Origin of the sequence: Paenibacillus gyeongsangnamensis (assembly GCF_027533625.1) — a bacterium.
Lineage (GTDB): Bacteria > Bacillota > Bacilli > Paenibacillales > NBRC-103111 > Paenibacillus_G > Paenibacillus_G gyeongsangnamensis.
Genome location: NZ_JAQAGZ010000017.1, coordinates 132,999 through 156,093, shown reverse-complemented (window position 1 = coordinate 156,093; position 23,095 = coordinate 132,999). Strand labels below are relative to the sequence as shown.

24 protein-coding genes and 3 pseudogenes are annotated in these 23,095 nt (G+C 44.4%); 20 read left to right on the top strand and 7 right to left on the bottom strand.

Annotated elements, in window-relative coordinates:
• Positions 1 to 66: 66 nt before the first annotated feature.
• From O9H85_RS24300 to O9H85_RS24255, 11 genes and pseudogenes are all read left to right on the top strand, one after another.
• The gene (locus O9H85_RS24300) at positions 67 to 1,266 is read left to right on the top strand and encodes a Gfo/Idh/MocA family protein (protein ID WP_269883990.1); all 1,200 of its coding nucleotides are present in this window, start codon (positions 67 to 69) and stop codon (positions 1,264 to 1,266) included.
• A 44-nt stretch (positions 1,267 to 1,310) separates the two neighbouring features.
• Entirely contained in the window at positions 1,311 to 2,135 is an 825-nt protein-coding gene (locus tag O9H85_RS24295) for a sugar phosphate isomerase/epimerase family protein (protein ID WP_269883989.1), read from the top strand.
• Positions 2,136 to 2,270: 135 nt separating this feature from the next.
• Entirely contained in the window at positions 2,271 to 2,432 is a 162-nt protein-coding gene (locus O9H85_RS24290) for a hypothetical protein (protein ID WP_269883988.1), read from the top strand.
• Between the two features lie 243 nt (positions 2,433 to 2,675).
• Entirely contained in the window at positions 2,676 to 3,695 is a 1,020-nt protein-coding gene (locus tag O9H85_RS24285) for an aldo/keto reductase (RefSeq protein ID WP_269883987.1), read from the top strand.
• Between the two features lie 1,084 nt (positions 3,696 to 4,779).
• Complete coding sequence (locus tag O9H85_RS24280; protein WP_269883986.1) at positions 4,780 to 6,300, top strand: MDR family MFS transporter; 1,521 nt, start codon at positions 4,780 to 4,782, stop codon at positions 6,298 to 6,300.
• A 151-nt stretch (positions 6,301 to 6,451) separates the two neighbouring features.
• On the top strand, positions 6,452 to 6,664 hold the full coding sequence (locus O9H85_RS24275) for a phosphotransferase-like protein (protein WP_269883985.1): 213 nt from the start codon (positions 6,452 to 6,454) through the stop codon (positions 6,662 to 6,664).
• A gap of 273 nt (positions 6,665 to 6,937) precedes the next feature.
• Complete coding sequence (locus O9H85_RS24270; RefSeq protein WP_269883984.1) at positions 6,938 to 7,789, top strand: hypothetical protein; 852 nt, start codon at positions 6,938 to 6,940, stop codon at positions 7,787 to 7,789.
• 80 nt (positions 7,790 to 7,869) lie between these two features.
• A pseudogene (locus O9H85_RS37895) lies at positions 7,870 to 8,049 on the top strand (hypothetical protein); the annotation flags it as partial.
• Positions 8,049 to 8,231 (top strand): annotated as a pseudogene (locus O9H85_RS37890) (DDE-type integrase/transposase/recombinase); the annotation flags it as partial. The pseudogenes O9H85_RS37895 and O9H85_RS37890, both read left to right, overlap by 1 nt.
• A 171-nt stretch (positions 8,232 to 8,402) precedes the next feature.
• Complete coding sequence (locus O9H85_RS24260) at positions 8,403 to 8,714, top strand: DUF1806 family protein (protein ID WP_269883983.1); 312 nt, start codon at positions 8,403 to 8,405, stop codon at positions 8,712 to 8,714.
• Entirely contained in the window at positions 8,711 to 9,421 is a 711-nt protein-coding gene (locus O9H85_RS24255; RefSeq protein ID WP_269883982.1) for a PIG-L family deacetylase, read from the top strand. Before O9H85_RS24260 ends, O9H85_RS24255 begins: the two co-directional genes overlap by 4 nt.
• A gap of 13 nt (positions 9,422 to 9,434) precedes the next feature.
• Here the strand turns inward: O9H85_RS24255 and O9H85_RS37885 are convergent, their stop codons facing one another.
• Positions 9,435 to 9,725, bottom strand: a complete 291-nt coding sequence (locus tag O9H85_RS37885; protein WP_409348192.1) for an acyl-CoA dehydrogenase family protein — start codon at positions 9,723 to 9,725, stop codon at positions 9,435 to 9,437.
• A gap of 480 nt (positions 9,726 to 10,205) precedes the next feature.
• Between O9H85_RS37885 and O9H85_RS24245 the strand changes: the two genes are divergently transcribed.
• The 5 genes and pseudogenes from O9H85_RS24245 (at position 10,206) to O9H85_RS24225 (ending at position 13,153) form a co-directional block, all read left to right on the top strand.
• Positions 10,206 to 11,447 (top strand): ISL3 family transposase, encoded by a 1,242-nt coding sequence (locus tag O9H85_RS24245; protein ID WP_269883981.1) that lies wholly within the window; start codon positions 10,206 to 10,208, stop codon positions 11,445 to 11,447.
• Between the two features lie 70 nt (positions 11,448 to 11,517).
• Positions 11,518 to 11,685 (top strand): hypothetical protein, encoded by a 168-nt coding sequence (locus O9H85_RS24240; RefSeq protein WP_269883980.1) that lies wholly within the window; start codon positions 11,518 to 11,520, stop codon positions 11,683 to 11,685.
• A 412-nt stretch (positions 11,686 to 12,097) separates the two neighbouring features.
• Positions 12,098 to 12,277 (top strand): annotated as a pseudogene (locus O9H85_RS24235) (DUF3934 family protein); the annotation flags it as partial.
• 91 nt (positions 12,278 to 12,368) lie between these two features.
• Entirely contained in the window at positions 12,369 to 12,812 is a 444-nt protein-coding gene (locus O9H85_RS24230) for a HEAT repeat domain-containing protein (protein ID WP_269883979.1), read from the top strand.
• Between the two features lie 53 nt (positions 12,813 to 12,865).
• Entirely contained in the window at positions 12,866 to 13,153 is a 288-nt protein-coding gene (locus O9H85_RS24225; RefSeq protein WP_269884028.1) for a hypothetical protein, read from the top strand.
• A 247-nt stretch (positions 13,154 to 13,400) separates the two neighbouring features.
• Here the strand turns inward: O9H85_RS24225 and O9H85_RS24220 are convergent, their stop codons facing one another.
• The 5 genes from O9H85_RS24220 to O9H85_RS24200 form a co-directional block, all read right to left on the bottom strand.
• Entirely contained in the window at positions 13,401 to 14,222 is an 822-nt protein-coding gene (locus O9H85_RS24220) for a carbohydrate ABC transporter permease (protein WP_269883978.1), read from the bottom strand.
• 69 nt (positions 14,223 to 14,291) lie between these two features.
• On the bottom strand, positions 14,292 to 15,617 hold the full coding sequence (locus O9H85_RS24215) for an ABC transporter substrate-binding protein (RefSeq protein WP_269883977.1): 1,326 nt from the start codon (positions 15,615 to 15,617) through the stop codon (positions 14,292 to 14,294).
• A 23-nt stretch (positions 15,618 to 15,640) separates the two neighbouring features.
• On the bottom strand, positions 15,641 to 16,510 hold the full coding sequence (locus tag O9H85_RS24210; RefSeq protein WP_269883976.1) for a carbohydrate ABC transporter permease: 870 nt from the start codon (positions 16,508 to 16,510) through the stop codon (positions 15,641 to 15,643).
• On the bottom strand, positions 16,507 to 17,355 hold the full coding sequence (locus tag O9H85_RS24205) for a metallophosphoesterase family protein (protein WP_269883975.1): 849 nt from the start codon (positions 17,353 to 17,355) through the stop codon (positions 16,507 to 16,509). The genes O9H85_RS24210 and O9H85_RS24205 overlap by 4 nt, the downstream gene beginning before the upstream one ends.
• 24 nt (positions 17,356 to 17,379) lie before the next feature.
• Positions 17,380 to 18,186, bottom strand: a complete 807-nt coding sequence (locus tag O9H85_RS24200; RefSeq protein WP_269883974.1) for a histidinol-phosphatase — start codon at positions 18,184 to 18,186, stop codon at positions 17,380 to 17,382.
• A gap of 240 nt (positions 18,187 to 18,426) precedes the next feature.
• Between O9H85_RS24200 and O9H85_RS24195 the strand changes: the two genes are divergently transcribed.
• The 3 genes from O9H85_RS24195 (at position 18,427) to O9H85_RS24185 (ending at position 20,984) form a co-directional block, all read left to right on the top strand.
• Entirely contained in the window at positions 18,427 to 19,200 is a 774-nt protein-coding gene (locus O9H85_RS24195; protein ID WP_269883973.1) for a DeoR/GlpR family DNA-binding transcription regulator, read from the top strand.
• A gap of 1,145 nt (positions 19,201 to 20,345) precedes the next feature.
• Positions 20,346 to 20,750 carry a hypothetical protein gene (locus O9H85_RS24190; RefSeq protein WP_269883972.1) on the top strand — a complete coding sequence of 135 codons (405 nt, stop codon included), beginning with the start codon at positions 20,346 to 20,348 and terminating at the stop codon, positions 20,748 to 20,750.
• An 84-nt stretch (positions 20,751 to 20,834) separates the two neighbouring features.
• Positions 20,835 to 20,984, top strand: a complete 150-nt coding sequence (locus O9H85_RS24185; RefSeq protein ID WP_269883971.1) for a hypothetical protein — start codon at positions 20,835 to 20,837, stop codon at positions 20,982 to 20,984.
• A 111-nt stretch (positions 20,985 to 21,095) separates the two neighbouring features.
• Here the strand turns inward: O9H85_RS24185 and O9H85_RS24180 are convergent, their stop codons facing one another.
• Positions 21,096 to 21,419, bottom strand: coding sequence for a hypothetical protein (locus tag O9H85_RS24180; RefSeq protein WP_269883970.1), 324 nt, complete (start codon positions 21,417 to 21,419; stop codon positions 21,096 to 21,098).
• 174 nt (positions 21,420 to 21,593) lie between these two features.
• Between O9H85_RS24180 and O9H85_RS24175 the strand changes: the two genes are divergently transcribed.
• Positions 21,594 to 23,084, top strand: a complete 1,491-nt coding sequence (locus tag O9H85_RS24175) for a spore germination protein (RefSeq protein WP_269883969.1) — start codon at positions 21,594 to 21,596, stop codon at positions 23,082 to 23,084.
• Positions 23,085 to 23,095: the final 11 nt, after the last annotated feature.

The window sequence follows — 23,095 nt, the reverse complement described above, 5'->3', positions numbered from 1 at the left end:
CTTCTTATATATGTTTTATACTGCAATTGACAGGAATGTATTTATCATCATATGGAGAGGAGATTTATGAAATTGAATGCAAAGAAGAAAGTGAAAATCGGTCTTATCGGTTTGGGTGCGATTGGAGCGGGGACGTATGTGCCTATCTTAAAAAATAATGAACAAGTCGAGGTTGTAGGTGTTTGCGATACGGTTAAGGAGAAGGCGGACCAGTATGCAGCCGAATTAAAAACAAAAGCTTACTATAATTACTTGGATCTGTTCGATCGATCCGGACTGGAAGCCGTTATTATTGGCGTTCCTCACTATGATCATACGCCAATTTCAATTGAAGCGTTTAAGCGCGGGCTGCACGTGCTTTGTGAAAAGCCTATCGCGGTGCATGTGAATGATGCGAAGAAAATGATTGCTGCCTACGAGGAAGCCAAAACGAAGCAACCTGATTTAATATTCGGTCTCATGTTCCAGGAAAGAACCTTGCCGTTCCATAAGAAAATTAAAGATATTCTGGACGGAGGAGAGCTTGGCAAGCTCATCCGTACAACCTGGATCAATACCAAATGGTTCCGTTCCCAATTGTATTATGACAGCGGAGACTGGCGTGCAACGTGGGCCGGCGAAGGCGGCGGCATCTTGACCAACCAATGCCCGCACAATTTGGACTTGTATCAGTGGCTGTTCGGACTGCCAAGCTCGGTTCACGGGTTTGCGCATATCGGCAAATACCACCATATCGAGGTAGAAGACGAGGTAACGGCCTATTTTGAGCATGAAAACGGTATGGTTGGACACTTTATCGTGACAACAGCGGAAACGCCGGGAACGAACCGTTTCGAAATCGTAGGCGAATACGGCAAGCTCGTGTATGAGAACGAACAGCTTTTGTTCTATAGAAACCGCAGCTCGATGCTGAAGTTTATTCAAGAATCCGAGACGAAATTCGGTAAGCTGGAAAGCTGGTACACAGAAATTCCTGTACAGCTCAACATTCCGCATAATCATCCGTATGTTTTCGAGAAATTTATTAGCGCGATCCATTCCGGCGAGCAGGAGCTTGTTGCTAGAGGTCCGGAAGGCATTAACGGCGTGACACTGGCCAATGCAATTATGCTGTCCTCCTTTACTAAACAAACGGTAGAACTGCCTCTTGACGCCGACGCCTATGAGGTTAAACTAAATGAATTAATTCAAAGCTCGAAATATGTTAAAGCAAAATCCGACGTCCAGGTAACCGAAGATATGTCGTCTTCTTTTTCCAAAGCTTAAAACAGTCTTGCGCTATCATTTCATATACAAAAGGAGAAAAGGATATGAAACTTTCATTTACGACCCTTGGCTGCCCGGATTGGACATTGGATCAAATTATTGAGAGAGCGGTACAATACGGCTTTGACGCCATTGATTTCCGCGGACTAACCGGTGAAATGAACATTTACAAGCTTCCGGAGTTTTCGGAACACCTTGAGCAGACCCGCAAGCAAATTTCCGATGCAGGTTTGCAAGTGTCCTGCTTTTCAAGCTCGGTGCATGTATTCTCTCAAGAAAACTATGAGAAAAACTTGCAGGAAGTAACGGAATACTCGAAGCTTTGCGAATTTTTCGGCACCCGCTTTATCCGCGTGTTCGGCGGCCGCATCGGTGATACGAAGCGGGAGAACGCGATCCAAACCGTAGTCGATCATATCAGCGAGATGGCGAAGGTCGCTAAGGTTCACGGCGTCAAGCTTTTAATTGAAACGCATGACGACTGGACCGCTTGCAATGATGTTAAAGCCGTTATGGAACAGGTGGATCAGGAGGCAGTAGCGGTGCTGTGGGATGTGCATCATCCGTACAGAACGCTAGGGGAAAAGCCTGAGGACACTTGGGCTGCAATCGGTCAGTGGGTTGAATATACACATGTGAAAGATTCGCGGCTTAAGGGAGAAAGTGCGGATGACTTTCAATATTGCTTGACGGGAGAAGGAAATATACCGCTCCAAGCGATTTACGAGCTGCTGCTGAAAAACGGATACGAAGGGTTCTATACTCTGGAATGGGAGAAAAAATGGCATCCGGAGATTGAAGTTGCCGAAATCGCATTCCCTCAATATGTCCAGTATATGAGAAATTTGGGTTCTGGTGCAAACTATTAATCAATTCAATCGTGAAAGGACAGACGAATGATTGTATTAACATCTAACAGTTAATAAGATAAGTTCTGCTCGTAATGTTTCCATTTGAACAAATTCAATGCCGGTTCCCATGTCAGCGAAGAAGAGTGGGCTAGGATGCTGGAAGCCTTGGATATTGTCCGTACTGTTATGTTTTTGCTGACCAACGAGCCCTATGTGCAAATCGACAATATCAACGGTGACTCCGTGAGGCAGACAGCCGATGTCGCCGAAATCCTAATTAGCAACGAGGCATTAACGAATGGGGCGTCTAACTAATTCTTTTGCCACAACTTCATTTTAATCATGTTATCATGGATTTAAGATCTTTACACCAAAACCCGAAAAACTCTGTTGTATCAACAAGTCCAGTCTAATCTTTATTTTCATCAAACACCTCTTTGACTATGTCCGCTTACGTCGAGGTGAGTAACGTACCCTCTTTTCAGTTCTTTTGTAATCCCGGGGCTTGTATTATGATAAATGGGTATCCATTCTCGTAGCGCAAAAGGAGGAGCCAAGGTGGAGTATAAGCATTTAGGCAAGACCGGGTTAAGAGTCAGCGAGCTTTGTTTGGGGGCGATGACTTTCGGCCGGGAAACCGGCGAACGCGAGAGCCAATTGATTATGGACCAATTTATCGAGGCGGGCGGTAACTTTATCGATACGGCGGATGTTTATACGGGCGGGGCCTCCGAAGAAATTGTCGGCCGCTGGGTAAAGGAGAAAAACCGCGACGATGTTGTAATCGCAACCAAAGTTCGTTTTGCCATGGGAAGCGGTCCCAATGACGTAGGCCTCAGCCGCAAGCATATTCTTTCCGGCGTGGAAGCCAGTCTTCGCCGTTTGGGCACAGATTACATCGACTTGTTCCAAGTACATGCCTGGGACCCGAGAACGCCTCTCGAGGAAACGCTGAGCACACTTAACGAACTGGTGAAGCGGGGCTGGGTGCGTTATCTGGGCGCTAGCAACTTCCAAGGCTGGCAGCTGCAAAAGGCAGTCGATATGTCTAAGCATCAGGGCTGGGAGCCATTTGTCAGTATTCAACCGCAGTATAACTTGCTGTGCCGGGCCACCGAATACGAAGTGATTCCGGTCTGTTTACAAGAAGGCTTAGGCGTCATTCCGTGGAGCCCTTTAAGAGGTGGCTGGTTAAGCGGCAAGTTCTATAGAGGAATGTCGCAGCCTCCGACGGATTCTCGGATCGCGGCAGCGGAGGAAAAGGGCTGGAGCGAATCCTGGACGAATTATAATAACGAGCATACTTGGAATGTCATCGATACGTTAACGGAAGTAGCGGAGGAAGCGGGTAAAACGCCGGCGCAAACGGCCATCAACTGGCTCCTGCAGCGTCCTGGAGTCACTTCACCGATCATCGGGGTCCGAACGTCGGAGCAACTGGCTGCCAACCTGGGGGCGTCAGGCTGGTCCTTAACGGAGGATCAGGTTCAACGCTTGAACCGATCCAGTCTCATGCCCGTCAGCTATCCTTACGATGACCGGGCGGCGCAACAGCGGCGAGCGGGAAGGGATTATTGAATGGCTAAAGAAGCCTGCGAAAACTAATGCGTGATTGTTCCAACAAATTCCTTTACTTTTTTTGGGGTTTATTGGTTAGTACACTTGACAACGAATTTATTTCCGATAATTTCGGTTTTGGTGCAACTATTAAAATGGATCAAAGATAGTAGCCATATTGTTGTTTGACTATGCTGTTAAACCAAACATTTTATTGATTAATTGTACCGTAGAAAGGACAGGCGAATGGATGCATTCGACCTGGCCTTTCTTTATCATTTGCATGACTTGATTCCGGCAATTGTTTTCTCTGCATTATTAAAAGACTTGAATCCCATCATTGGTTTATATACGTTAAAAAAGATTAAATTGCAATCGAATTATATCGACTACATTCTTTAAAATTTGAATATCTCTTTGATTCTTCATTAATAAAATATCTCCTTTAACCATCGCTGCAATTGCTTCGGCACTTTTTCTTATATCGACATTTGAATTTAATTGGTTTTGTTCAATCATTTCTACAAGCGAGTCAATTACCCCACATTTAACATGCATCTCTTAGATGTTTGTATTCCTAGGATTAAAACTACATGTTTCTCTTTGAGTGCATATAGCCCATTTTACTAGAGATCCATAACATGTACCCACTAAATTTTCTACTGGGTGCATATTTTTTGTTGCATACAATTGAATGTGAATAGTGATAATCATAAAAATCAGGATTGTATCAGAGACGATAAAGATCGTTAACATCCTTATAAAATATGTTGGATATATGTTAAAATGGTTTATAAATGATAGGTGTAAGCACAATGAATGAAAGGTAGGGATATAGCGCTCGTTTTTTATTTGCTCAAAATGCTGAGAGGAAGTACAATATTAGTCGGATTGTTAAAGTAATCGATTACTGGCTACATTGACAGACGGGAAGCAGCTGCACAAAATTTTCACAATTTGACAATTGTTTGAGTCAATAAATTTAATTACTTTCGAGGGCTCCCTCAGTCCGTATGATCGATGTTCCTCAGGGGCATAAACCAATCGCCAATTCGGACGGGGAGCCGCTTCAAAATTTATCACGTGTTGGGATAGGAGTGGAGAAATGAGCCAATTGACAATCGCTCAGTCGGGGCAAACGGAAAAAAAGACGCAGCGACCCTTCGTTCTTGCCGCCATTATAGTTTCGATGTTTATGGCCGCCATTGAGATGACCATTATTTCGACCGCCATGCCCAGCGTGGTCGGGGACCTCGGCGGATTCTCGTTGTACAGTTGGGTTTTCTCGGCTTTTTCGTTGATGCAGGCTGTCACGACCCCGATTTATGGGAAATTGTCCGATTTATTCGGCCGCAAGCCTGTTTTCATTACCGGTATCATCATTTTTCTGCTTGGTTCGATCTTGTGCGGACTCGCGAAGTCCATGGTCGCGCTCGTGATTTTCCGATTGATTCAAGGATTAGGGGCCGGCGCCGTACAGCCTATCGGAATTACCATCGTGGGGGATTTGTACACTTTGCAGGAACGTGCCAAAATTCAAGGCTTTTTCTCCAGCGTATTTGGCATCTCTTCCGTCCTCGGCCCGTTGGTCGGCGGTTTGATCGTGCAATACACGCACTGGTCGTGGATATTCTGGATGAACATTCCGCTCGGGATTTTGTCCATTATCGGAGTGATCCTCTTTTTGCACGAAGGCATTGAAAAACAAAAACGTTCGATCGATTACGCGGGTTCCGGCCTGTTTTTCGTATCCATCACTTCTCTGATGATCGTATTGATTCAAGGCGGCGTCAAGTGGAGCTGGACATCGCTTCAAATTGGCTCGTTATTGCTGGTTTTTGCACTTGGGGCCATTTTGTTTTTCTTATGGGAACGGAAGGCTTCCGAACCGATGATGCCTTTGGATATTTGGAAAAACCGGTTTATCGCTACCGCCAATGCGGCGACATTTACGTCCGGTGCGCTGGTGATCGGCTTAACCAGCTTTCTACCGACTTATATTCAAGGTGTAATGGGTCACTCCGCAATCGTTGCGGGCTTCACCTTGACCGTAATGACGGTAGGTTGGCCGCTGGCGGCGCTGGCGGGGAGCCAGTTGATCATGAAAATCGGCGTGCGGCCAACAGCAGTCATGGGCGGAATCGCCGCTTTCACAGGCTCGCTGTTCTTCCTTACCTTGGACCCGGCTAAAGGAGCGATATGGGCCGGCACGGGCTCGTTTATTATTGGCATCGGAATGGGCTTGACCAGCATTACCTTCATGACGTCGATTCAAAACAGCGTAGACTGGCAAAAGCGAGGCGTTGCCACTGCATCCAATATGTTTATGCGTCTGCTTGGGAGCTCCGTAGGAGCCGCATTGCTCGGAGGAATACTTAATATGAGATTCAACGGTTTCCTTTCTAGTGAAAATAATTCGCTGGGGGGGGCCGTTTCCATGAATTCCATCGATCAATTGCTGAATTCCTCAGGGCTGCAGCAGATGCCGGAAAAGGAGATGCAAATCGTACAATCCGGCTTGACGATAGCGCTGCACAGCGTGTATTGGGGCGTGTTTGTACTGGCCGCTCTCACCATGATCGGAACGTTATTTCTTCCTAAAGCGGAAAAACAGGACATGCGCTAAACGTTAACATCCAATAAAAGGACGAACAGCAGGATATACGAATTTACAGACTGTTCCATTAGCCGCATCGTTGCTACAATCTCTATTGTAGGTTCCAAAGAAGGAAAAGACATTCACAGTATGAGCGAAATCATTGTATGGAGGGAAACGCATGCCACATGAAGATAAACTCGGACAAATAGTGATTCTGAACGGCAATCCGCGGGCCGGGAAGTCCAGCATTGCCACCGCGATCCAGAATACGTTTGAGGGTGTATGGATGAACGAGGGGGGCAGTCAGTTCAAGAAAATGACCCCCGAACGTGTCCCAATCTTGAGGAATTCAACCACCACGATGTATTGCACACCGTTCCAGTCGATCTGACTGGATATAAAAAGGCCGCCATATGAAACACGTTCTTACGCAAAAACCTGACTTTCGTCGACTTTTTATAGGGAACTCCGTCTTGCTTCTTGGATCGAACCTCAATGCAGCCCATAGGTGCACTACTCGGCAGACTCCTCGGATCAGCAATTAACCTGCGGGCCACCTTGCTCATCAGCAGCGGCGTGATGTTCCTTGGCATCACGATCGCGATTCTTTCGCCGTTACGCTCACAAGGGCCATCGCCCAATTTGCAGCTAACGAGAACGTTAGTTGAAATCGCTGAAAATACGAAAGAAGGCGAAAGCACTGGGAACCTTAGTACTTATAAAATTAGTTTTATCAGTTCTTATCATAGTTGGATTAGCAGAGATTTCGAAGAGAATAAGTCCACAAATCGGTGGTATTATTTCTGGATTACCACTCGGCACAGGATTATCTATTTATTTCATCTCCTTTGAACAGGGGGTAGATTTTACTATTAAAGGAGTTCCATGGGGTATTGCTGGATTATCAGCTTCTATCTTATTTTGTGTAATTTATTTACTTGTATCAAGAATGAAAGAATCAACTAATCGAATTTTATTAATTGCAAAATCGTCATTTATTAGTATAGCTTCATTTTTTATTTTTGGATATTTTATATTTTTAATGAAGTTTAATCTTTTCCAAGCGATATTAATATTTACAACAGTATTCTTCATTAATCTATTCATAATAAACAAGTTGATTAGAACTCCTGAAAAAACGAATAAACCTACAAGTACATTGCTTCAAATTCTTAGCAGAGGAGTTACTGTAGGAATAATTCTATTAATAATTACTGGAGTTGCTTCAATAGTAGGGAGTAAGTGGGCAGGGATATTAAGTTCTTTCCCCTCGACGCTTTTTCCATTAATTTTGGTTCTACATTATGAGGAAGGTAGTAAGCTATTTCCATACGTTATTTTCGGATTTTCCTATAGTATAAGTACTTTACTTGTGTTTTACTTGTGTTACATATATTTCGTTCCGTTGTACGGTCTTAATATTGGTTTCTTAATAATTTACGGTATATGTGTTATTTACTTATATTTTTTCAGAAAGATTCAAGTAACTCTTAGGTTAACTCGAAGAAGCCAATAATATCAGCTTACACAGCATTCTCGTATCAGGAAATACTCGGTTATGGTGCAAAGCTCTAATACATGATAACATGATTGAAAATGAATTCATGGGATGGAGCAATTACGTTGGAAACGGAATTAGATTTGTTTAAATGGAAGCAGTACGAATCAGAGGTTATCTTGCTAACAGTAAGATGGTATTTGAAATATAGCCTAAGTTATCATGATCTAGTGGAGATGATGGAAGAACGAGAACTACATATGGCTCATACAACCATCACCGATCCCTAAAGAAAGTCATTAAACCAATGCTGGGATTCAAGTCTTTCGGTACTGCAGAGGAAACAATTGCCGGGATTGAAGTCATGCATATGATAAAGAAAGGGCAGGTCGAATGCAATCATTCGGCTGTCCTTTCTGCAGTTGAATTAATCAATAAAATGTTTGGTTTGATAGCATAGTCAAACAATAATATGGTGACTATCTTTGATCAGTTTTAATCGTTGCACCAAAACCATGAAAAGATTACTGACTCCTGATTTCTATGAAGGATTTCATATGAATAAAAGATGCTTTTTTGTGATACGATTATGTAGCAATTTAAATCCTTTCAGAAAAGAGAGCCAAACGCGATGATCAAAATAATCAGGGAGCAAGTAGAAGCCGAGCTTCAGGCCTTCGTCGGGACTGACGTCTATATCCACAGCGAAGCGACCTCATTTGTCTTCGTTCGCAATTTTAAGGTCAAGGTTACCCATGCATTAATAGCGGGGGAAGGCCCCTTTCGTGCCGCACTCCGATTCGATGGGCATGGCTGGCTGCGAATGGAGGCGCTCACGTATTATGAGGTAGATGGGAACGGTCGTCTATTGCTGGCCGGATATGATGACAGAGGTCGGATGAATGTTGCTCTCCACTTGGGAAAGGAGCCGTTTCCAGAATGAACAATATCGATAAAGCCCCACTGAAAAAGCTCCTCGCGGTGTTTGCCCATCCTGACGACGAATCGTTTATTTGTGGAGGTACTCTGGCCAAATACTCCAGCGAGGGGGTCGACATTACGCTGGTAAGCGCCACGCGGGGTGAAATGGGACGACGCATGGGTAATCCACCCTATCTCAACCGGGAATCGATAGCGGCTGCCCGCGAGATGGAACTACGGCAAGCCTGCGAGAGCCTGGGCATCCGGCAGCTCCTATTTTTGGATATCCGGGACAAGACAGTTGAGTTTACCGATGAGGATAGCCTGACAGCACGGATTGCGGCTCTCATCCACGAAGTGGATCCCGATGTCGTGCTTACGTTTCACGAAAAGCTGGGTGGACACCCGGATCATTGCGCAATTGGAAAAGCGACGACGGCTGCTTTTCAAAGAACAGCACATCAGGGCGCTTTATATTTCATTACGTTCGGCGACGCGATGGAACGTCCGGAGAGGTACGGTTATTCCCGCAAGGATGTCATCAAAATCGACGTGCATGCTCATCTGGAAGCAAAGCTCGCCGCGTTTCGGGCCCACCGCTGCCAGACTGAAATCGACGAATGGGTATGGCTGCCCGACCAAGAGGCGCTGGCGAGATTCGGCAGATATGAATACTTTTTGAAGTGGGATAGGGAGGCTCCGGTGCTGGTTCTCGATGATTTGTTTTAGCGTCTCCCTCGGATCATAAGGATGTCTCGGATAAAGCAGCACAAGCAAAGGTATGGAGTACCGTACTATCCATTGGCGGATTATGCAGGCCTGCACGAACATCCCGGTAGTACCGTTCCAAAGGCCGCTTGCGGGACAAACTCGCGGCACCGACAATTCTCATCGCCAAGTCCACGATTTTGATGGCGTTGTTGGTAGCAACATACTTGGCCAAGCCGAGCTCCGGTTTCAACGCGGGTCGGTCTTCCTTCTCCCGATCCCAGCGATCCGCCACCGCATAAAGGAGCGAGCGTGCGGTTCGCAATTCGATTTCCAGCTCTCCGATCGAAGGTGTTGATCATCGTCCCGTCACTCACGACGGAACGGCACAAAGTGGCAAAAATATCCTCCGGCCATTTCCGGGTTGTCCGGAGATGAAGGATCTGACCAACATGCCAGCCAACGGCCAATGCGGTCGATCCGTACCCATAAGCAAGCCGCTCCTGCAGCATGACAAGGTCGTAAAGTGAGATTCCATTCCCCTCCTTTCCTTATTATTATATCAGTTAGCGTTTAGCTGAGTTAAACAGGAAAAACAGCTAGGGGAATCTGAATCTTCAGCTGTTTTTTTGTGAAGCTGACTTTTTATGGTTTATCATATTACCGTGGATGATGAATTTCCTTTACAAAATATGGCTCAAAACAGAAATCAGTGCTTGACAGATTAATGCTGGACTGAAAATAGAAAAACATCTGCAATTCCAGTAATGTTGAAAGTCCGACCAATCAACAAAGGAATTGACAGATGCAGACTAAGTATATCAATGAAATGCTAAACTTACCAGAGCTAAGGATTCACCAAATTCTGTCCATCAATGCCGATGAACTTCATATAGAAGCCTTACCGCTTAGCGATAGGCAATGCTGCCCATGCTGTGAGTCCGATCAGGATGTCATCCGCAAGGGAAGCAATGAACCGCGAACCGTCCGGCATCTTTCCGTCTTTGAGAAGAAAACCTATCTGCACGTGCCGTCCATTCGGATGTATTGTACACGTTGCGAAGCTGGGTTTGTTTGGACGTACGAATTTGTCGGACCCAAAGAGCGTTACAGCCGGCTCTTCCGTTCCCATACGGTTGAACAGGCACTAGGTTCAACAGCAGCGCACAGCGCCCGCATGCAGCAAGCGCCGACCAGCACCGTACAGCGTATGCATAACGAAGCGATTCCTGTTGAGTGCGAGCGGATCTATGAGCAAGTTTGGGAAGAAGCGAAAGAAGCGGCAGAATTGGTATTGGGTGTCGATGACTTTGCGATCAAAAAAGGCCATACGTATAACACCGGCATTCACAACCTCAAAGGCGAGACGATGCTGGACCTGCTGCCGGGTCGAAAACTGGAGGAACTGCGGACATATGCCCAGCAGCATCCAGACTTCCTTCTGCTCAATCCCAAGGCGGTGGTCATGGATTTGGCCCAAGCTTACCATACCTGGATCAGCGAATGTTTTCCGAATGCAATTCGCATCGCCGATCGTTTTCATGTTCACGGCTATGTAATTGAAAGCGTGCAGGAGGTTCGAAAAAGCATCCAGCATACGCTGTCACCACGGGCTAAGGCGTATCTGAAAGCTAACCATCGGTTGCTGAATCCGCCAGCGGAATCGCTTGGTGAAGAAAGCAGAAAACGGCTAGAAACGTTGTTGAATTACTCTCCGCTTCTTCGCAGCGTATGGGAATGGAAAGAAGCGTTCACGACTTGGTACGACTGCTCCCTTAACTTTGCCGTTGCTAAACTGGGATTTGAGCGTTGGTGCGAGCAAGGTGATCGAATCGACCACGCCGCCGTCCGAAACACCCTCAAGACGATGCGCAATTGGAAAGCAGAAATCGTGAACTACCATCAATGCCGCTGGACTAACGCGACCGTAGAAGGTCGCCACAATCGCATTAAAGCCTTTCAGCGCCGTCATTACTTTACGCGAAATCGTAGTCACTATAAAGCGGGCATTCTCATCGAATGCAACCGCCATCGGTTGTTAGGCTGATAGTCAAGCACTGATTTTGAGGTTGAGCCCAAAATATTGGTGTTAAATTGGCGTAAAATTGGTGATCGGGATGGGTAAGAAACAGCGAGAACGGCAGCGCATTGCAAGCATACCAGATTCGGAAGAACGGGTTTTTATAGCTACAGGTAAATTGATTGAGGAAGGCTTTGACTATGCCAGGCTGGATACGTTATTTCTGGTGCATCCGATTTCATGGAAAGGTAGCTTGCAGCAATAAGCTGGGAGATTACTTCGGTTCACACGCCAACAAACGACATTGGGATTTAAAATTATGTTGATATCCAAGTTCCACTTCTCATGAGTATGTATAGGAAAAGAATAAAAGGTAAACGTGCCATGGAATATAGCGGTATGGAATTGTAAATGTATGTTATACTAAATAAACTGATATTGAAGAGGTTGTATGTTATGAAATGGTCTGAAATTTTAGCCATTCCCCATTCGATTTGTTTTGGGGAAGCAATGTCCTCCATTCCAGTAAACAAGAAATTGAAGTTATCAAGGAATAGGTATTCGAAGATCATGATGGGACTTAAATTATAGAATGGTCTTCCGTTTGTTTCATATTCGTATACTTACCAGGAGAACAATAGAAGCGAAGTACAAATCATTTATGAAGTGATGATTAGAGTAAAGCAAAAGGCAAGGGCGGAACAGGCAGGGGAACAGACAAAAAGGGCTGGAACCGATGGCAAGCTAGTGCCAACAGAGCAAAAAACGCACCCAAACCTTATAAAAGCAAAGGCACTAAAAATCAGGATGGCGCAGCACCTTGCAGTAATCATAAAGGCGACAAATCCGACATGTAGGGCAGCCTGTAACCTCTTTTACGAGGCAAGGTATAATTTAGGTATTTTTATAAATGCTCTTTGAATTAAAAATAGAACAGGATGGGATCAATTGGGTAAAAATGAAGTGAAAGTTGAGTTGCCTTCAAATTATGAACAATTAAAAATATCTGCGAATAGAACGTCCAATTGGAGAGAACGTTTAGATGCCGTGGAAGAGTTAGGTCAGTGGAAAAACAAACAAACCATCGATGTATTAACGCATAGAATGAATAACGATGCCGTATATCAAGTTCAAGAGGCTGCTTTCCAGAAGCTCAAAGAATTTGGCGAAGATATTCAACTACCGCCAAGGAAAATAGGCGACTTGATTAAAGGAGTAACTAAAATCTTGGTAAGAATTAAGAAAAGCATGCCGGAAGGCCATTCTTTTGAAGAGTTTAAAGAGAAATTAAAAAAGATGAGACTCGATGTATATGATACCTACGAAGGTGAGAAGGGCGCTGACTTTGATAAGTGGCTTGAAAACGCGTGGGCTTCGTTATCGACAAGGTAGGCTGGAATCGATAAAATTGATATAGGGGTGGTAATCTGAGAAAGCAAAAGCCAATATCATTTGACGAACTATTGAAGGAATTAAAAGGCCAGAAAACGATTCAAGAAGATCCGAATCATATTTCATTAAGCGAGTTGTTTAATGAATCATTCATGAGTAAGCATTCCAGCTTTAAGAGTTTTGGAGAGTTTATAGAGAAAGGCAACTTTCAAGTAAAGATTCAAGAAGATATCAATAACATTCCTGACGAACTTTTTGATCGGCATGTTGTAAGGGAGACGGATTTTGCAAATTGGAAATCCATGCTGGATACAGCGACTATGGAATATGCCGGTAAATAATGAGTTATGGATACTTGATTCGGGCGTGACCTTAGCTTGTTATAGGGGCATTAACAAGAACCCGAGCGATTGCAAGTAGCTATCGTTCGGGTTTTTTATGCTTCTTTTTGATGTATAAAGGGAATGATCTGGTCAAACTTATTGGCAGCTTCTTTAGATTAAGGTGAACGCTGCTATCATTCCACGGGGGATATTCCCCTTCAGAGGCAGCACTTTTCTAATTTGGATTTTTCAAAAAAAGCCATTCTTATTTTATTCCTGTAAACATGAAGCTTTCTACAATCTTCCGTTGAAATAAGATAAATATAACAATCAGGGGAAGAACCACGAGCAGCGTCGCTGCTGTAAGTTCGGGCCAATGAGCACCAGATTCAGCAGTTTGAGCAAATAGCGCCAGCCCGACGGTGACCGGCCGGTTCTGGGGCGTATTAGTTACGATTAAAGGCCAAACGAACTCATTCCAATGGCCGATGACGGATATGATGCCAAAAGCGGCGAGCGCCGAGCGAGATAACGGAATGAAAACATGGCCCAATAACTCCCAGGTATTCGCGCCATCCATGACGGCGGATTCCTCCAGTTCCTTTGGAATGGCTTTAAAGGCTTGACGGATATAGAAGATTCCAAAGGAGGAAGCGAAGGACGGAAGTACGATGGCCCACTTGCTGTTCATTAATCCCAAATCATGAATGGTCTGATAGTTAGGAAAAATAAAGATTCCACCCGGCAAGAAGAGTTGAACCATGCAAAGGATAAAAAGGAGGTTCTTTCCCGGGATCTGTCTTCTGGCAAAAACAAAGGCTGCCAAAATTACGGTGCTATACTGAGCGACCAGAACGACAGATACAATCCACAGGCTGTTACCGAATAACATCGGAAACCGTTCCGATTGCCAGACTTCGTTGAAATTAAGGAAGGTCGGTTGGCTCGGTAACCATTTGGAACTTGTCAGAAGCTCTGTTGTGGATTTCAACGCAGAGACAACGATCCAAATAAAAGGGATAAACCAGAATCCTCCAAAACCGATTAAGATACCATGACGTACTAATCTTAATGCTGAGGTATACACTTTACCACTCCTGCCGATTAAGCTAATTTGTAGAAAGGGGGGACATATGAGATGTCCCCCGCGAAATCCTTATTTAACAAAAGGCTGCAGCGCTTTGTCGATTTTGGACTGGGCATCGGTGAGCCCTTGATCCATAGGGATTTTTCCAAGAAAAATACCCTGTTGCGCGTCTCCCATGATTTTGAGCACTTCGCCGTTATTGTGTGTGGTTAACTCGGTCTGAGCATACTTTAATTGATCTCTGGCTACCAGCGCTTGCGGGTATTTCTTTGCATATTCCTGGAACACCGGGACTTCGTAAGCCGATTGCCGGGTGGCCACATAACCGGAATCAATACTCCATTTCGCCGCTCTTTCCGGTGTTGTCATCCAACGCATGAACTCCCAAGTCGCTTTTTCTTTCGCTTCGTTTTTTGTGTTCAGCATATACATGCTTCCGCCGCCTGTCGGTGTGGCATATTGATTCCCGGCCGGTAAAAAGGCCGTGCCAAATTCAAATTTGGCATTCTCCCTGACAAAGCCCAGCCCGCCTGTGGAGTAAAACATCATTGCCGCCTTTCCAGATACAAAATCGGACGTAAAGGTTCCTCCATTGACGATCGTATCAGGCATAACCTTGTCTTCTTTGCCAAGCTTTATGAAGAAATTCAAAGCCTTTTTGGTTGAGTCGTTATTGTAGTCGACTTTGTTGCCGGCATCGTTAAATATCCGTTTCGGCTCATTAAATCCTTGCATTATGAATCCCTGGATGATCCAGGTATCGTCGGCTCCAACTAAAACTCCCCACTGACTTACCTGCCCTGAAGCATCCCGCTTTGTCAGCTTTTTTGCATCTTCCTCTAGTTCGTTCCAGTTTGCCGGAGGTTTGTTCGGGTCAAGACCAGCCGCTTTGAATGCATCTTTATTGTAATATAAGACTGGGGTGCTGCGCTGAAAAGGAACACTCCAGTAATTTCCCTCAATCTTAGGCATATAGGCAGGGAAAAAATCCTTAACATAAGCCTCTCCGTCCGAATCCTTATTGATAAAAGCATCAAGAGGTACTATGGCATCCGCGTCTTTCAGCCCTAAAACTTCGGTAGCCCCCATAACCGCCACGTCAGGCATATTCCCGCCATTCGCCGCTGCCAATACCTTGGTCTTGGTTTGCCCATAGTCCCCCGAATATACGGCCTGCACATGAATGTTCGGGTGCGATTGATTAAATTCATTCACATACGACTCCATGATCTTGGCCAAAGGACCGGCAACGGCAACCGGATAGTAGAAGGTAAGCTCCGTCACGCCGGAAGCTGCGGTTTTCCCCTGTGAGGCTGTCGGAGCGTTTGCCCCGCAGCCCGCCAATAATGATAAACTGATTGCAGCTGCGGTCAACGTAGTATAAGAAGTTCTCATTCCCAATTCCTCCTAATAATCCATTAGTTATAGTGTACTTTTCGATCAAAAACAAAGAAATTGAACAGCATGATCGTCAATAAAATTATGGCCAGAATAACGGTTAGCGTGCTCGCGAGTCCGATATTCCAATTTTGGAACGCTATCTGATAGATATAGAATAACGGCATGATAGTAGCATTATATGGTCCACCGTTCGTTAATATATAAATCGTATCCATGGTTAGAAATGAATCAACCAGCGCTATAATACTTGTGAATAGTGTCGTAGGAGCTAAGAGAGGAACGGTAATGCTCCAAAGCGATCTCCAACGAGAAGCACCATCCAATTCGGCTGCCTCCATCACATCCTTGGGGAGCTGCTGAAGACCAGCCAAGTAAAATAACATAAAATACCCTATGTGTTTCCATATCGTAATAGCAATCAAGGCCGGCATCACCCATTGTGGATCTCCAAGCGGGTTCCAGCCCGAGCTCTTAAACAACTGCATGAGTTGATGCAATAAACCAAAATCCGGGTTCAAGATAAATAACCAGATATTCGCTATCGCCACTGTCGGCAGGATATTCGGATAAAAAAACAGGATGCGGTACAACGTCGATAAGCGAGATGCCCGATGGATCAGGATGGCTATGAAGAAACCAAGAATAATGCTGGTAGGCACTGTCCCGACAGTGAATATCAGGTTGTTTTTGATGGATTTCCAAAAAATTTCATCGCCCGCCAAATGGGTATAGTTATCAAACCCGATAAATACCGGGTGCTTATCCCCCACCGTTTTGGATTGAAAAAAGCTTGTCCAGACAGAACGCAGAAAAGGAAAGTAAGAAAAGGCGATTAAAAATACCAAGGCAGGAACTAAGAAAAGATAAGACTCTACCGTTTTTCTCATGAGGAATAGGCTTTCCTTTGCGGCAATAAAATGCTGCAATTACGGTCTGATGGCTCTCCATGCGCATTCATCGGGGCATGATAACCCGGCAGTTTTTTGAATAATTCGTGGGCATGCTGCAGGATTTCCGGATCTTCTACGTGATTGACCCTGGTTTGGATTTGGCCCGAGTCGATTTCAACGATTCGGAAGGATGGGTCGCATAAGCAGGCTGCCGTTTGAATAAAAGACCAGCCTTCTTTATGTACAATGGAGTGGGTATGATTATGTCCATTAAAATACAGTCCAATCCCGTTTCTTTTGCCAAGTATCGAGGGGATGTCCAGTAACGGGTCAATGTGCATTTTATTTTCTCTAGACATATGGGTTGTATCATAAACCGGATGGTGGGCAAAAATCAGGATCGGTTTGTCCGGATTCCGCTGAATTTGGGACTCTAACCATTCCAGCTGCTGGGCGTCTAGGTCCCCACTCCAATCCTGCGGCTGCAGCTCTCTGGTGCTGTCGAGGAAAACCAGGAGCGCCTCCTCTGTTTCTAGGGCTTCATACGGCGGATGGTCCATTACCGATGAGATTTGGGCTTTAGACATGGCATATGCATCATGGTTTCCCAAAACATGGCGAAAGGACACAGGACTCGTACGAATACAATGGTATACTTCTTCAAATTCCTGCATTAGGCCATTATGGGTTAAATCTCCCAGTGAAATATGAAGATCAGCTTCTAAATCCAGGAAGCTTTTTAAAAAGTTAAAATAAAAGCCTTCCCGCAGCTCAAATAATTCCCTGTTCGCCTGTTCTATTAGCGGGTAATGCAAATCTCCCATCAATGCTAAACGTAACATGATTTCATCCCCTTATCTTCATGTTTATAAAGCAACCCTTTGTTGCTTCCTACCTCTGAAAAAGACCCAATGTTTAAAGCCAATTTCTTTCAGCCGCTGCCGAACCTGTTCTCGCTCGTATCCGACATGCTGCGGGTCATGGGAATCGGAGCCAAAAGTAACGTTAATCCCATAATGGCATGCTCTCTCTAATATGTCGTCCGATGGGAACCAAGCTTGACATTCCTTGCGTTTGCCGGAAGTGTTAATTTCAACAGCTGCACCCGAGTCAGCAATCACCTTGAGAGTAAGGTCGAGCATATCGGTTTGAATGTCTGAAACAGCGGGATTGCATCCCTTCATTCCATCCATATGACCGAGTATGTCGAACATTCCGCTATGAACCGATTGTTGGATAAGCTGATAGTATTGTTCCTTTTCCGTTAAGAGATCGCATTCTGCTGCGTTATTCCATCGCTTTTTGTCAAAGATATGGAATCTGTTTACGTAATGAACGGAACCGATGATGTAATCAAAGGGAACTTGACTGTAAAACTTCCGATAATGCTCGAAATGCTCGGGGAAGAAATCGGACTCCATTCCTAGGAGTACTTCTATTCGATCCTGATATTTTTCCTTTAAAAGCAAAACTTCCGATATGTAGCTTGGAAATTCACTTTTTGCCATCGCCGATCCGGCAAACGCCTGATCCTCTTCTTCAGCAAAAAAAGGAGAGTGATCAGAGATACCAATAACATCAAGCTCAGTTTTTATTGCAGAATGGATATAGTCTTCGATTTTCCCGATAGCATGTCCGCACCGTTGATGGTGTGTATGCAGATCAAATTTCATTTTTCCCCTCCATTCTAAAGTCCTCATCCAAAAACCCAAAAAATTGAATGTAATATTTCATATATTTTATATTTTATTGCTTATTTGAATATTAACAACCAATTGTAATAAAGAAATCATCTGCAAGTAAATATTTATTTAAATTTCCTCAGAACTCTCTAAAGGAAATTGAACTTTTATGGTCATTTCCGTTATAATAAGCAGTAAAATGACCAATTTCGTTTAAAGGAATGAATTTGTATGAAAAACAAGAGAAATAGACAGCAAGATATCATAACGATTTTAGAGAATATTCATTTTGCAACCGTTGATGAATTATGTGTTCGATTAAATGCTTCCATCTCTACCATTCGCCGTGACCTAGATGAACTTCATAAGACTAGTGTAGTAAGGCGTGTGAATGGAGGTTCATTCTACCTGGAGAAGAAACATACGATTATGAAAGAAAATCCAGAAGAAGAAATTCCTTTTTTTGATGAAAAGCAACGAATCGCTACGGCAGCGATTTCTTTAATTCATGAGGGAGATACCATATTTATGGATGGAGGAACTACCAACCTTCAAATTGCCAACAAACTTGTTGAATTTTCTAATATTACAATAGTAACTAACAGTATTGATATCGCTTATAAATTTAGAAATAGAAAGGATTTATCTATGTATATTTGCGGCGGGACTATGGGCGAGGCGAGACCGGGTACGAGTATTGTTGGTCCGCTTGCAGAAAAAATGATCTCATTATTTAGAGCAAATATATGTTTTTTAGGAACATTAGGTATCCATGCAAAAAAGGGTATTACCGATCCCGATCTATCCTCAGCCCGAATGAAGAACATTATGATCGAAAATTCCTCAAAGGTTGTTCTGGTGACTGACCATAGTAAATTTGGGAAATTGAATACGGCTTTTGTTTGCCCTGTAGATCATTTTGATCAAATCATTACGGATAAATTGGCTCCTAAAGAGGATATTGATTATCTTTTTTCCCTTGGTATAAATGTAGAATTAGTATAATATGTATCAGGACTACAAACCAAAAAACCTCCAACCACTTAGCATATGGTACTGGAGGTTTCTATCGTTCTCTATGTACGGCATCCCTCTATCCCCGGGTGACTACTACCTTCTGCTGTTGCCGCGCATGGGGATCGGCGTCGTCTGCCATGATTCTAACAGCTTGGAGCTGCTTTTTCGCATAGGTGCATTTTTGTTTTTATCTGATTTTCAGGTTTTTTTGAACATACTCATATAGAACTTTTAAAGCCAGTAATAGTTTTCTTTAATTAATAACTCAACTTTCGGTGCCTAGGTTGTGAAGTTTAGCGGGTGGAAATCCCGCTTGGAAAGGCTAAAGCCAAGCCACCAATAGCGAGTCTTGGACGGCTGCAAGTAATTTCTGACGTTAAGCGTAGACAGCCAGATAGTAGGCCTGAAAGTGATTGAGCCTCGAAAAGAGTAAACCGGAGAGGTCGACGTTGTCGAAAGTACGGAAGACCATACTCATTCATGCGTCAAAGGCTAGCAGGAATGAGCTCTCCCGGGGTCGTAGAGACAGGCATGCTATACAATGACGACACCGCAACTTGGGAGACCCCGTTCGTTCTCCTTCATGGGAGTATGACAAACAACCGTAAGCATCAAACAGAGCCCACCTGTTCAAAATAAGCAAAGCCTGCCACAATGAATCCATCACGCGAACGAGAGGATGGATTCCGATGGAAGAGACGTTACAGGAAGTATGGGCAACCATATTGCAGCCTATCAGGCAAGTGGGCAAACGAGAAGGCCTGGTGTGCGGAACAGAATCTGTAATCAGGTGTAAATGAGATCACGTATAAGAATGGTGAGAAATACGCTTGCGGTGGTGAAGCAAGTAATGGCAAAACGAGGATAACGCGCCAACCAGCTTTTCAATCCTGAGGCCACTCCCGCATTGGAGTGATTACAGCAGGAGGTGGCAAGAGACTTAAGTAGGGCTTGCTGAATGTTCAAAAAATCTAGTAACGGCAAGGTTTTAACCCGGTTTTCGTCGAATTCATATGCAAGGAAATTATGAACGGAGTACAAAAACCCTTGCACTTGGAGTGGATGAAACGTGTACCAACCGGTATCCCATTTGAATCAGCAGTTGCTCTTGCCCGGAGATTTTTTCCTCCCGTTTGGCACTGGATCTTCCCGGTATTCGCATATTTGAAAATGCTCAAGCCGTTCAAGCTTCGCTTCAAAATTGCTTGGATAAAAAAAGGGCCTCCCTGCTCAAAAACGTATTCAGAATATTCAGCAAAATCAATGAGTTTCGAGCAGATTACGAAGAGGTAAAGAGGTGGGCAACACCCTTACATCATATCGCCGACCTCTTGCATCCTGACGTGGACAAAAGCAGTGAATCAGACCGCTTTCATATGAACCACTTTCTAGCATGGCTTGATTCCACCTATACCAACCCGCAAGATGAACCAATGGTCAAGAACCTTAAAAGTTACACCATTGGCTTTTGGGATGGCTTATTTACCTGTTATGATTACCCGTACCTCCCTCGTACAAGCAATGACCACGAGCTGTAATTCCGCCATACCAAGACCCGTCATCGCCGGATGACGGGTCTTCGCAGTTGGATCGAATACATTTTACGTAGTGGAGAATACGTTGTGTTTGTGGATGACGCACTACGTCAAAAAGATATTGAACATAGGTTACAAAGCGTATCCTATGAAGATTTTCGGTCTGAACAGAAGCAATGGGAAGAGCGTTTAGCAGGTACGACCAAACGCCCGAAGGTTCAGATTGAAACCCAATGATGTACCTTACAGATGTTGTGAAACGATTTATGCGTTATTTGGTCAGTCGTAGTTTAGAAAGAATGCTGCGGCTCAAGTCGATCGCTTTGCATCAATTTCTCCCACTTCGCCTCAGCACCGCAAGCAACTGTTTATTGATCGCCGTGAGCGCCGAGTGAAAGACGCGTTCATCTGCAGAATGCGGCCGTGCAGCAGCTTCGCCTTGGCATCCTTCACATCCTGCGCCATAAGGCAGGAAACGAAAACGGCCACCGTCCGAATGCGCGCCGACAAGTCCTGAACGCCATCGAACCGGTCCGCCCACGACGGCGCTTCCTCCTTTTTCACGTCAAGCGTCTTCACCGAATCTGTAAATTGCGCCAGATCTTGCCCCAGCGCATCCAATAAATCCGAAAACTGCGGAGAACTGCTGCCTCCGGCGAAAATCGATTCCATATCTCACAGAGGCTTCAGAGGCTTCATATGTTGGTGAGATGAAAAAGCGCTTCCCAAATGTAGGGTAGCTCTCTTATTCCATTAAAGTCAATATGAAATCGATCAAGCTATGGTTTAAAGGGCAACTTTATCATCGCAAGAATAATTTCGAAATCTTGTGTAAAAAATACATATATGAACAAGCTGATAACGGATTTCAAGGACATTGATCAATTAAAAAATATATCCAAACAATCGAATGACTTTAAAACAATTCAAATTTCTTTAGCCGGTCGACAAGTAAGCATCTCATACTTCAAAACGTTGATCGATGAGAAATTGCTGCAATCCCATGTAATTCTTCAGGCGCAAAACCGCGCATTGCTCTTCGAACTCCGCCAGCTTGAGGATATAAAAACCTGGATTCCGATTGATGACGTAGAGATAACTGATCAGATTGAAGATATTCAAGCGAAACTATTGAAAGGATATGCAATTGTTGAGCTTGATGAACACGATCGGAAATGCGCGCTTGTAAATGTAGCGAGTAAAGAAGGATTGCGAAAAAATAACAATACCGAAAACGAGTTCAGCGTTATCGGATCCAAAATAGGGTTTGTCGAGGACATTGATACGAACATAAGCTTATTAAGAGCGCAAATCAACATCCCAAACTTAATTGTAAAAGAAATAACGATAGGATCAACATCCAAAACCAGAGTCGCCATCATTTATATCGACGGGGTGACCAATGAGGAGCACGTTCAAACCGCAGAGCAAAGGCTGAAGCAAATCGACTTCGATGTTATCTGGGGTACATCTGTTTTGGATCAATCCATCTCTGACAACTCGTTGACGCCGTTTCCGTTATTTTTGACTACGGAACGCAGAGACCGGGTTGTGTATGCCCTTATCAACGGGCAAGTTGCGTTCATAAGCGACGGGTCGCCTTATTTTGTTACGGGACCCACAACATTGTTTGACTTTTTCCTTTCCCCGGAAGATTATTATTTGCCTTGGATCTTGGGTTCATTTTTTAGGCTGATTCGAATTTTCGGGGTTATTTTCTCGTTATTTGCAACGTCAATGTATATCGCCTTAACCACATTCCATTATGAGGTCATCCCGAGGAATTTGATGGAACCGCTTATTTCTTCCAGACGAAATGTCCCGTTCCCCCCTATTATTGAAGTGCTTTTCTTGGAAATTACAATCGAATTACTTCGGGAAGCGGGCGCCAGATTGCCGACAAAGATCGGTCAAACATTAGGTATCGTAGGAGGGATTGTAATTGGAGAAGCTGTGGTCCGAGCCGGTTTGACAAGCAATATTCTGGTCATCATCGTCGCTTTTTCGGCGTTGGCCTCGTTTGCGACGCCGATTTATATAATGTCGAGTGCGATACGGTTTTTGCGTTTCCCCTTGATCGTTATTTCAGCCTTATGGGGAGGTCTGGGATTGTTTATCGGGGTTGGTTTTCTGCTCGTCCATCTTAGCCGTCTGACCTCTTTGGGCACTCCGTATTTGGTGCCGATATATCCTTTGCGGGTCAAGGAACTTAAAGACAGCTTTATTCGTCCATCGTTTCAATTTCTTAATCATAGGCTGCGGTACTTAAGGCCAAAGTCTTTAATCAGGTACAAACCTGAGCAGTTTAGACGGAAGTACCATTTTGACGATGAATGATGGTGAATGAG

Excerpts from the sequence above, each read along its gene's own strand:
- O9H85_RS24215 (WP_269883977.1), bottom strand. The coding sequence starts at position 15,617 with ATGAGAACTTCTTATACTACGTTGACCGCAGCTGCAATCAGTTTATCA.
- O9H85_RS24260 (WP_269883983.1), top strand. The coding sequence starts at position 8,403 with ATGATCAAAATAATCAGGGAGCAAGTAGAAGCCGAGCTTCAGGCCTTC.
- O9H85_RS24275 (WP_269883985.1), top strand. The coding sequence starts at position 6,452 with ATGCCACATGAAGATAAACTCGGACAAATAGTGATTCTGAACGGCAAT.
- O9H85_RS24255 (WP_269883982.1), top strand. The coding sequence starts at position 8,711 with ATGAACAATATCGATAAAGCCCCACTGAAAAAGCTCCTCGCGGTGTTT.
- O9H85_RS24240 (WP_269883980.1), top strand. The coding sequence starts at position 11,518 with ATGGGTAAGAAACAGCGAGAACGGCAGCGCATTGCAAGCATACCAGAT.
- O9H85_RS24290 (WP_269883988.1), top strand. The coding sequence starts at position 2,271 with ATGCTGGAAGCCTTGGATATTGTCCGTACTGTTATGTTTTTGCTGACC.
- O9H85_RS24280 (WP_269883986.1), top strand. The coding sequence starts at position 4,780 with ATGAGCCAATTGACAATCGCTCAGTCGGGGCAAACGGAAAAAAAGACG.
- O9H85_RS24195 (WP_269883973.1), top strand. The coding sequence starts at position 18,427 with ATGAAAAACAAGAGAAATAGACAGCAAGATATCATAACGATTTTAGAG.
- O9H85_RS24295 (WP_269883989.1), top strand. The coding sequence starts at position 1,311 with ATGAAACTTTCATTTACGACCCTTGGCTGCCCGGATTGGACATTGGAT.
- O9H85_RS24200 (WP_269883974.1), bottom strand. The coding sequence starts at position 18,186 with ATGAAATTTGATCTGCATACACACCATCAACGGTGCGGACATGCTATC.
- O9H85_RS24205 (WP_269883975.1), bottom strand. The coding sequence starts at position 17,355 with ATGTTACGTTTAGCATTGATGGGAGATTTGCATTACCCGCTAATAGAA.
- O9H85_RS24180 (WP_269883970.1), bottom strand. The coding sequence starts at position 21,419 with ATGGAATCGATTTTCGCCGGAGGCAGCAGTTCTCCGCAGTTTTCGGAT.
- O9H85_RS24210 (WP_269883976.1), bottom strand. The coding sequence starts at position 16,510 with ATGAGAAAAACGGTAGAGTCTTATCTTTTCTTAGTTCCTGCCTTGGTA.
- O9H85_RS24245 (WP_269883981.1), top strand. The coding sequence starts at position 10,206 with ATGCAGACTAAGTATATCAATGAAATGCTAAACTTACCAGAGCTAAGG.
- O9H85_RS24175 (WP_269883969.1), top strand. The coding sequence starts at position 21,594 with ATGAACAAGCTGATAACGGATTTCAAGGACATTGATCAATTAAAAAAT.
- O9H85_RS24300 (WP_269883990.1), top strand. The coding sequence starts at position 67 with ATGAAATTGAATGCAAAGAAGAAAGTGAAAATCGGTCTTATCGGTTTG.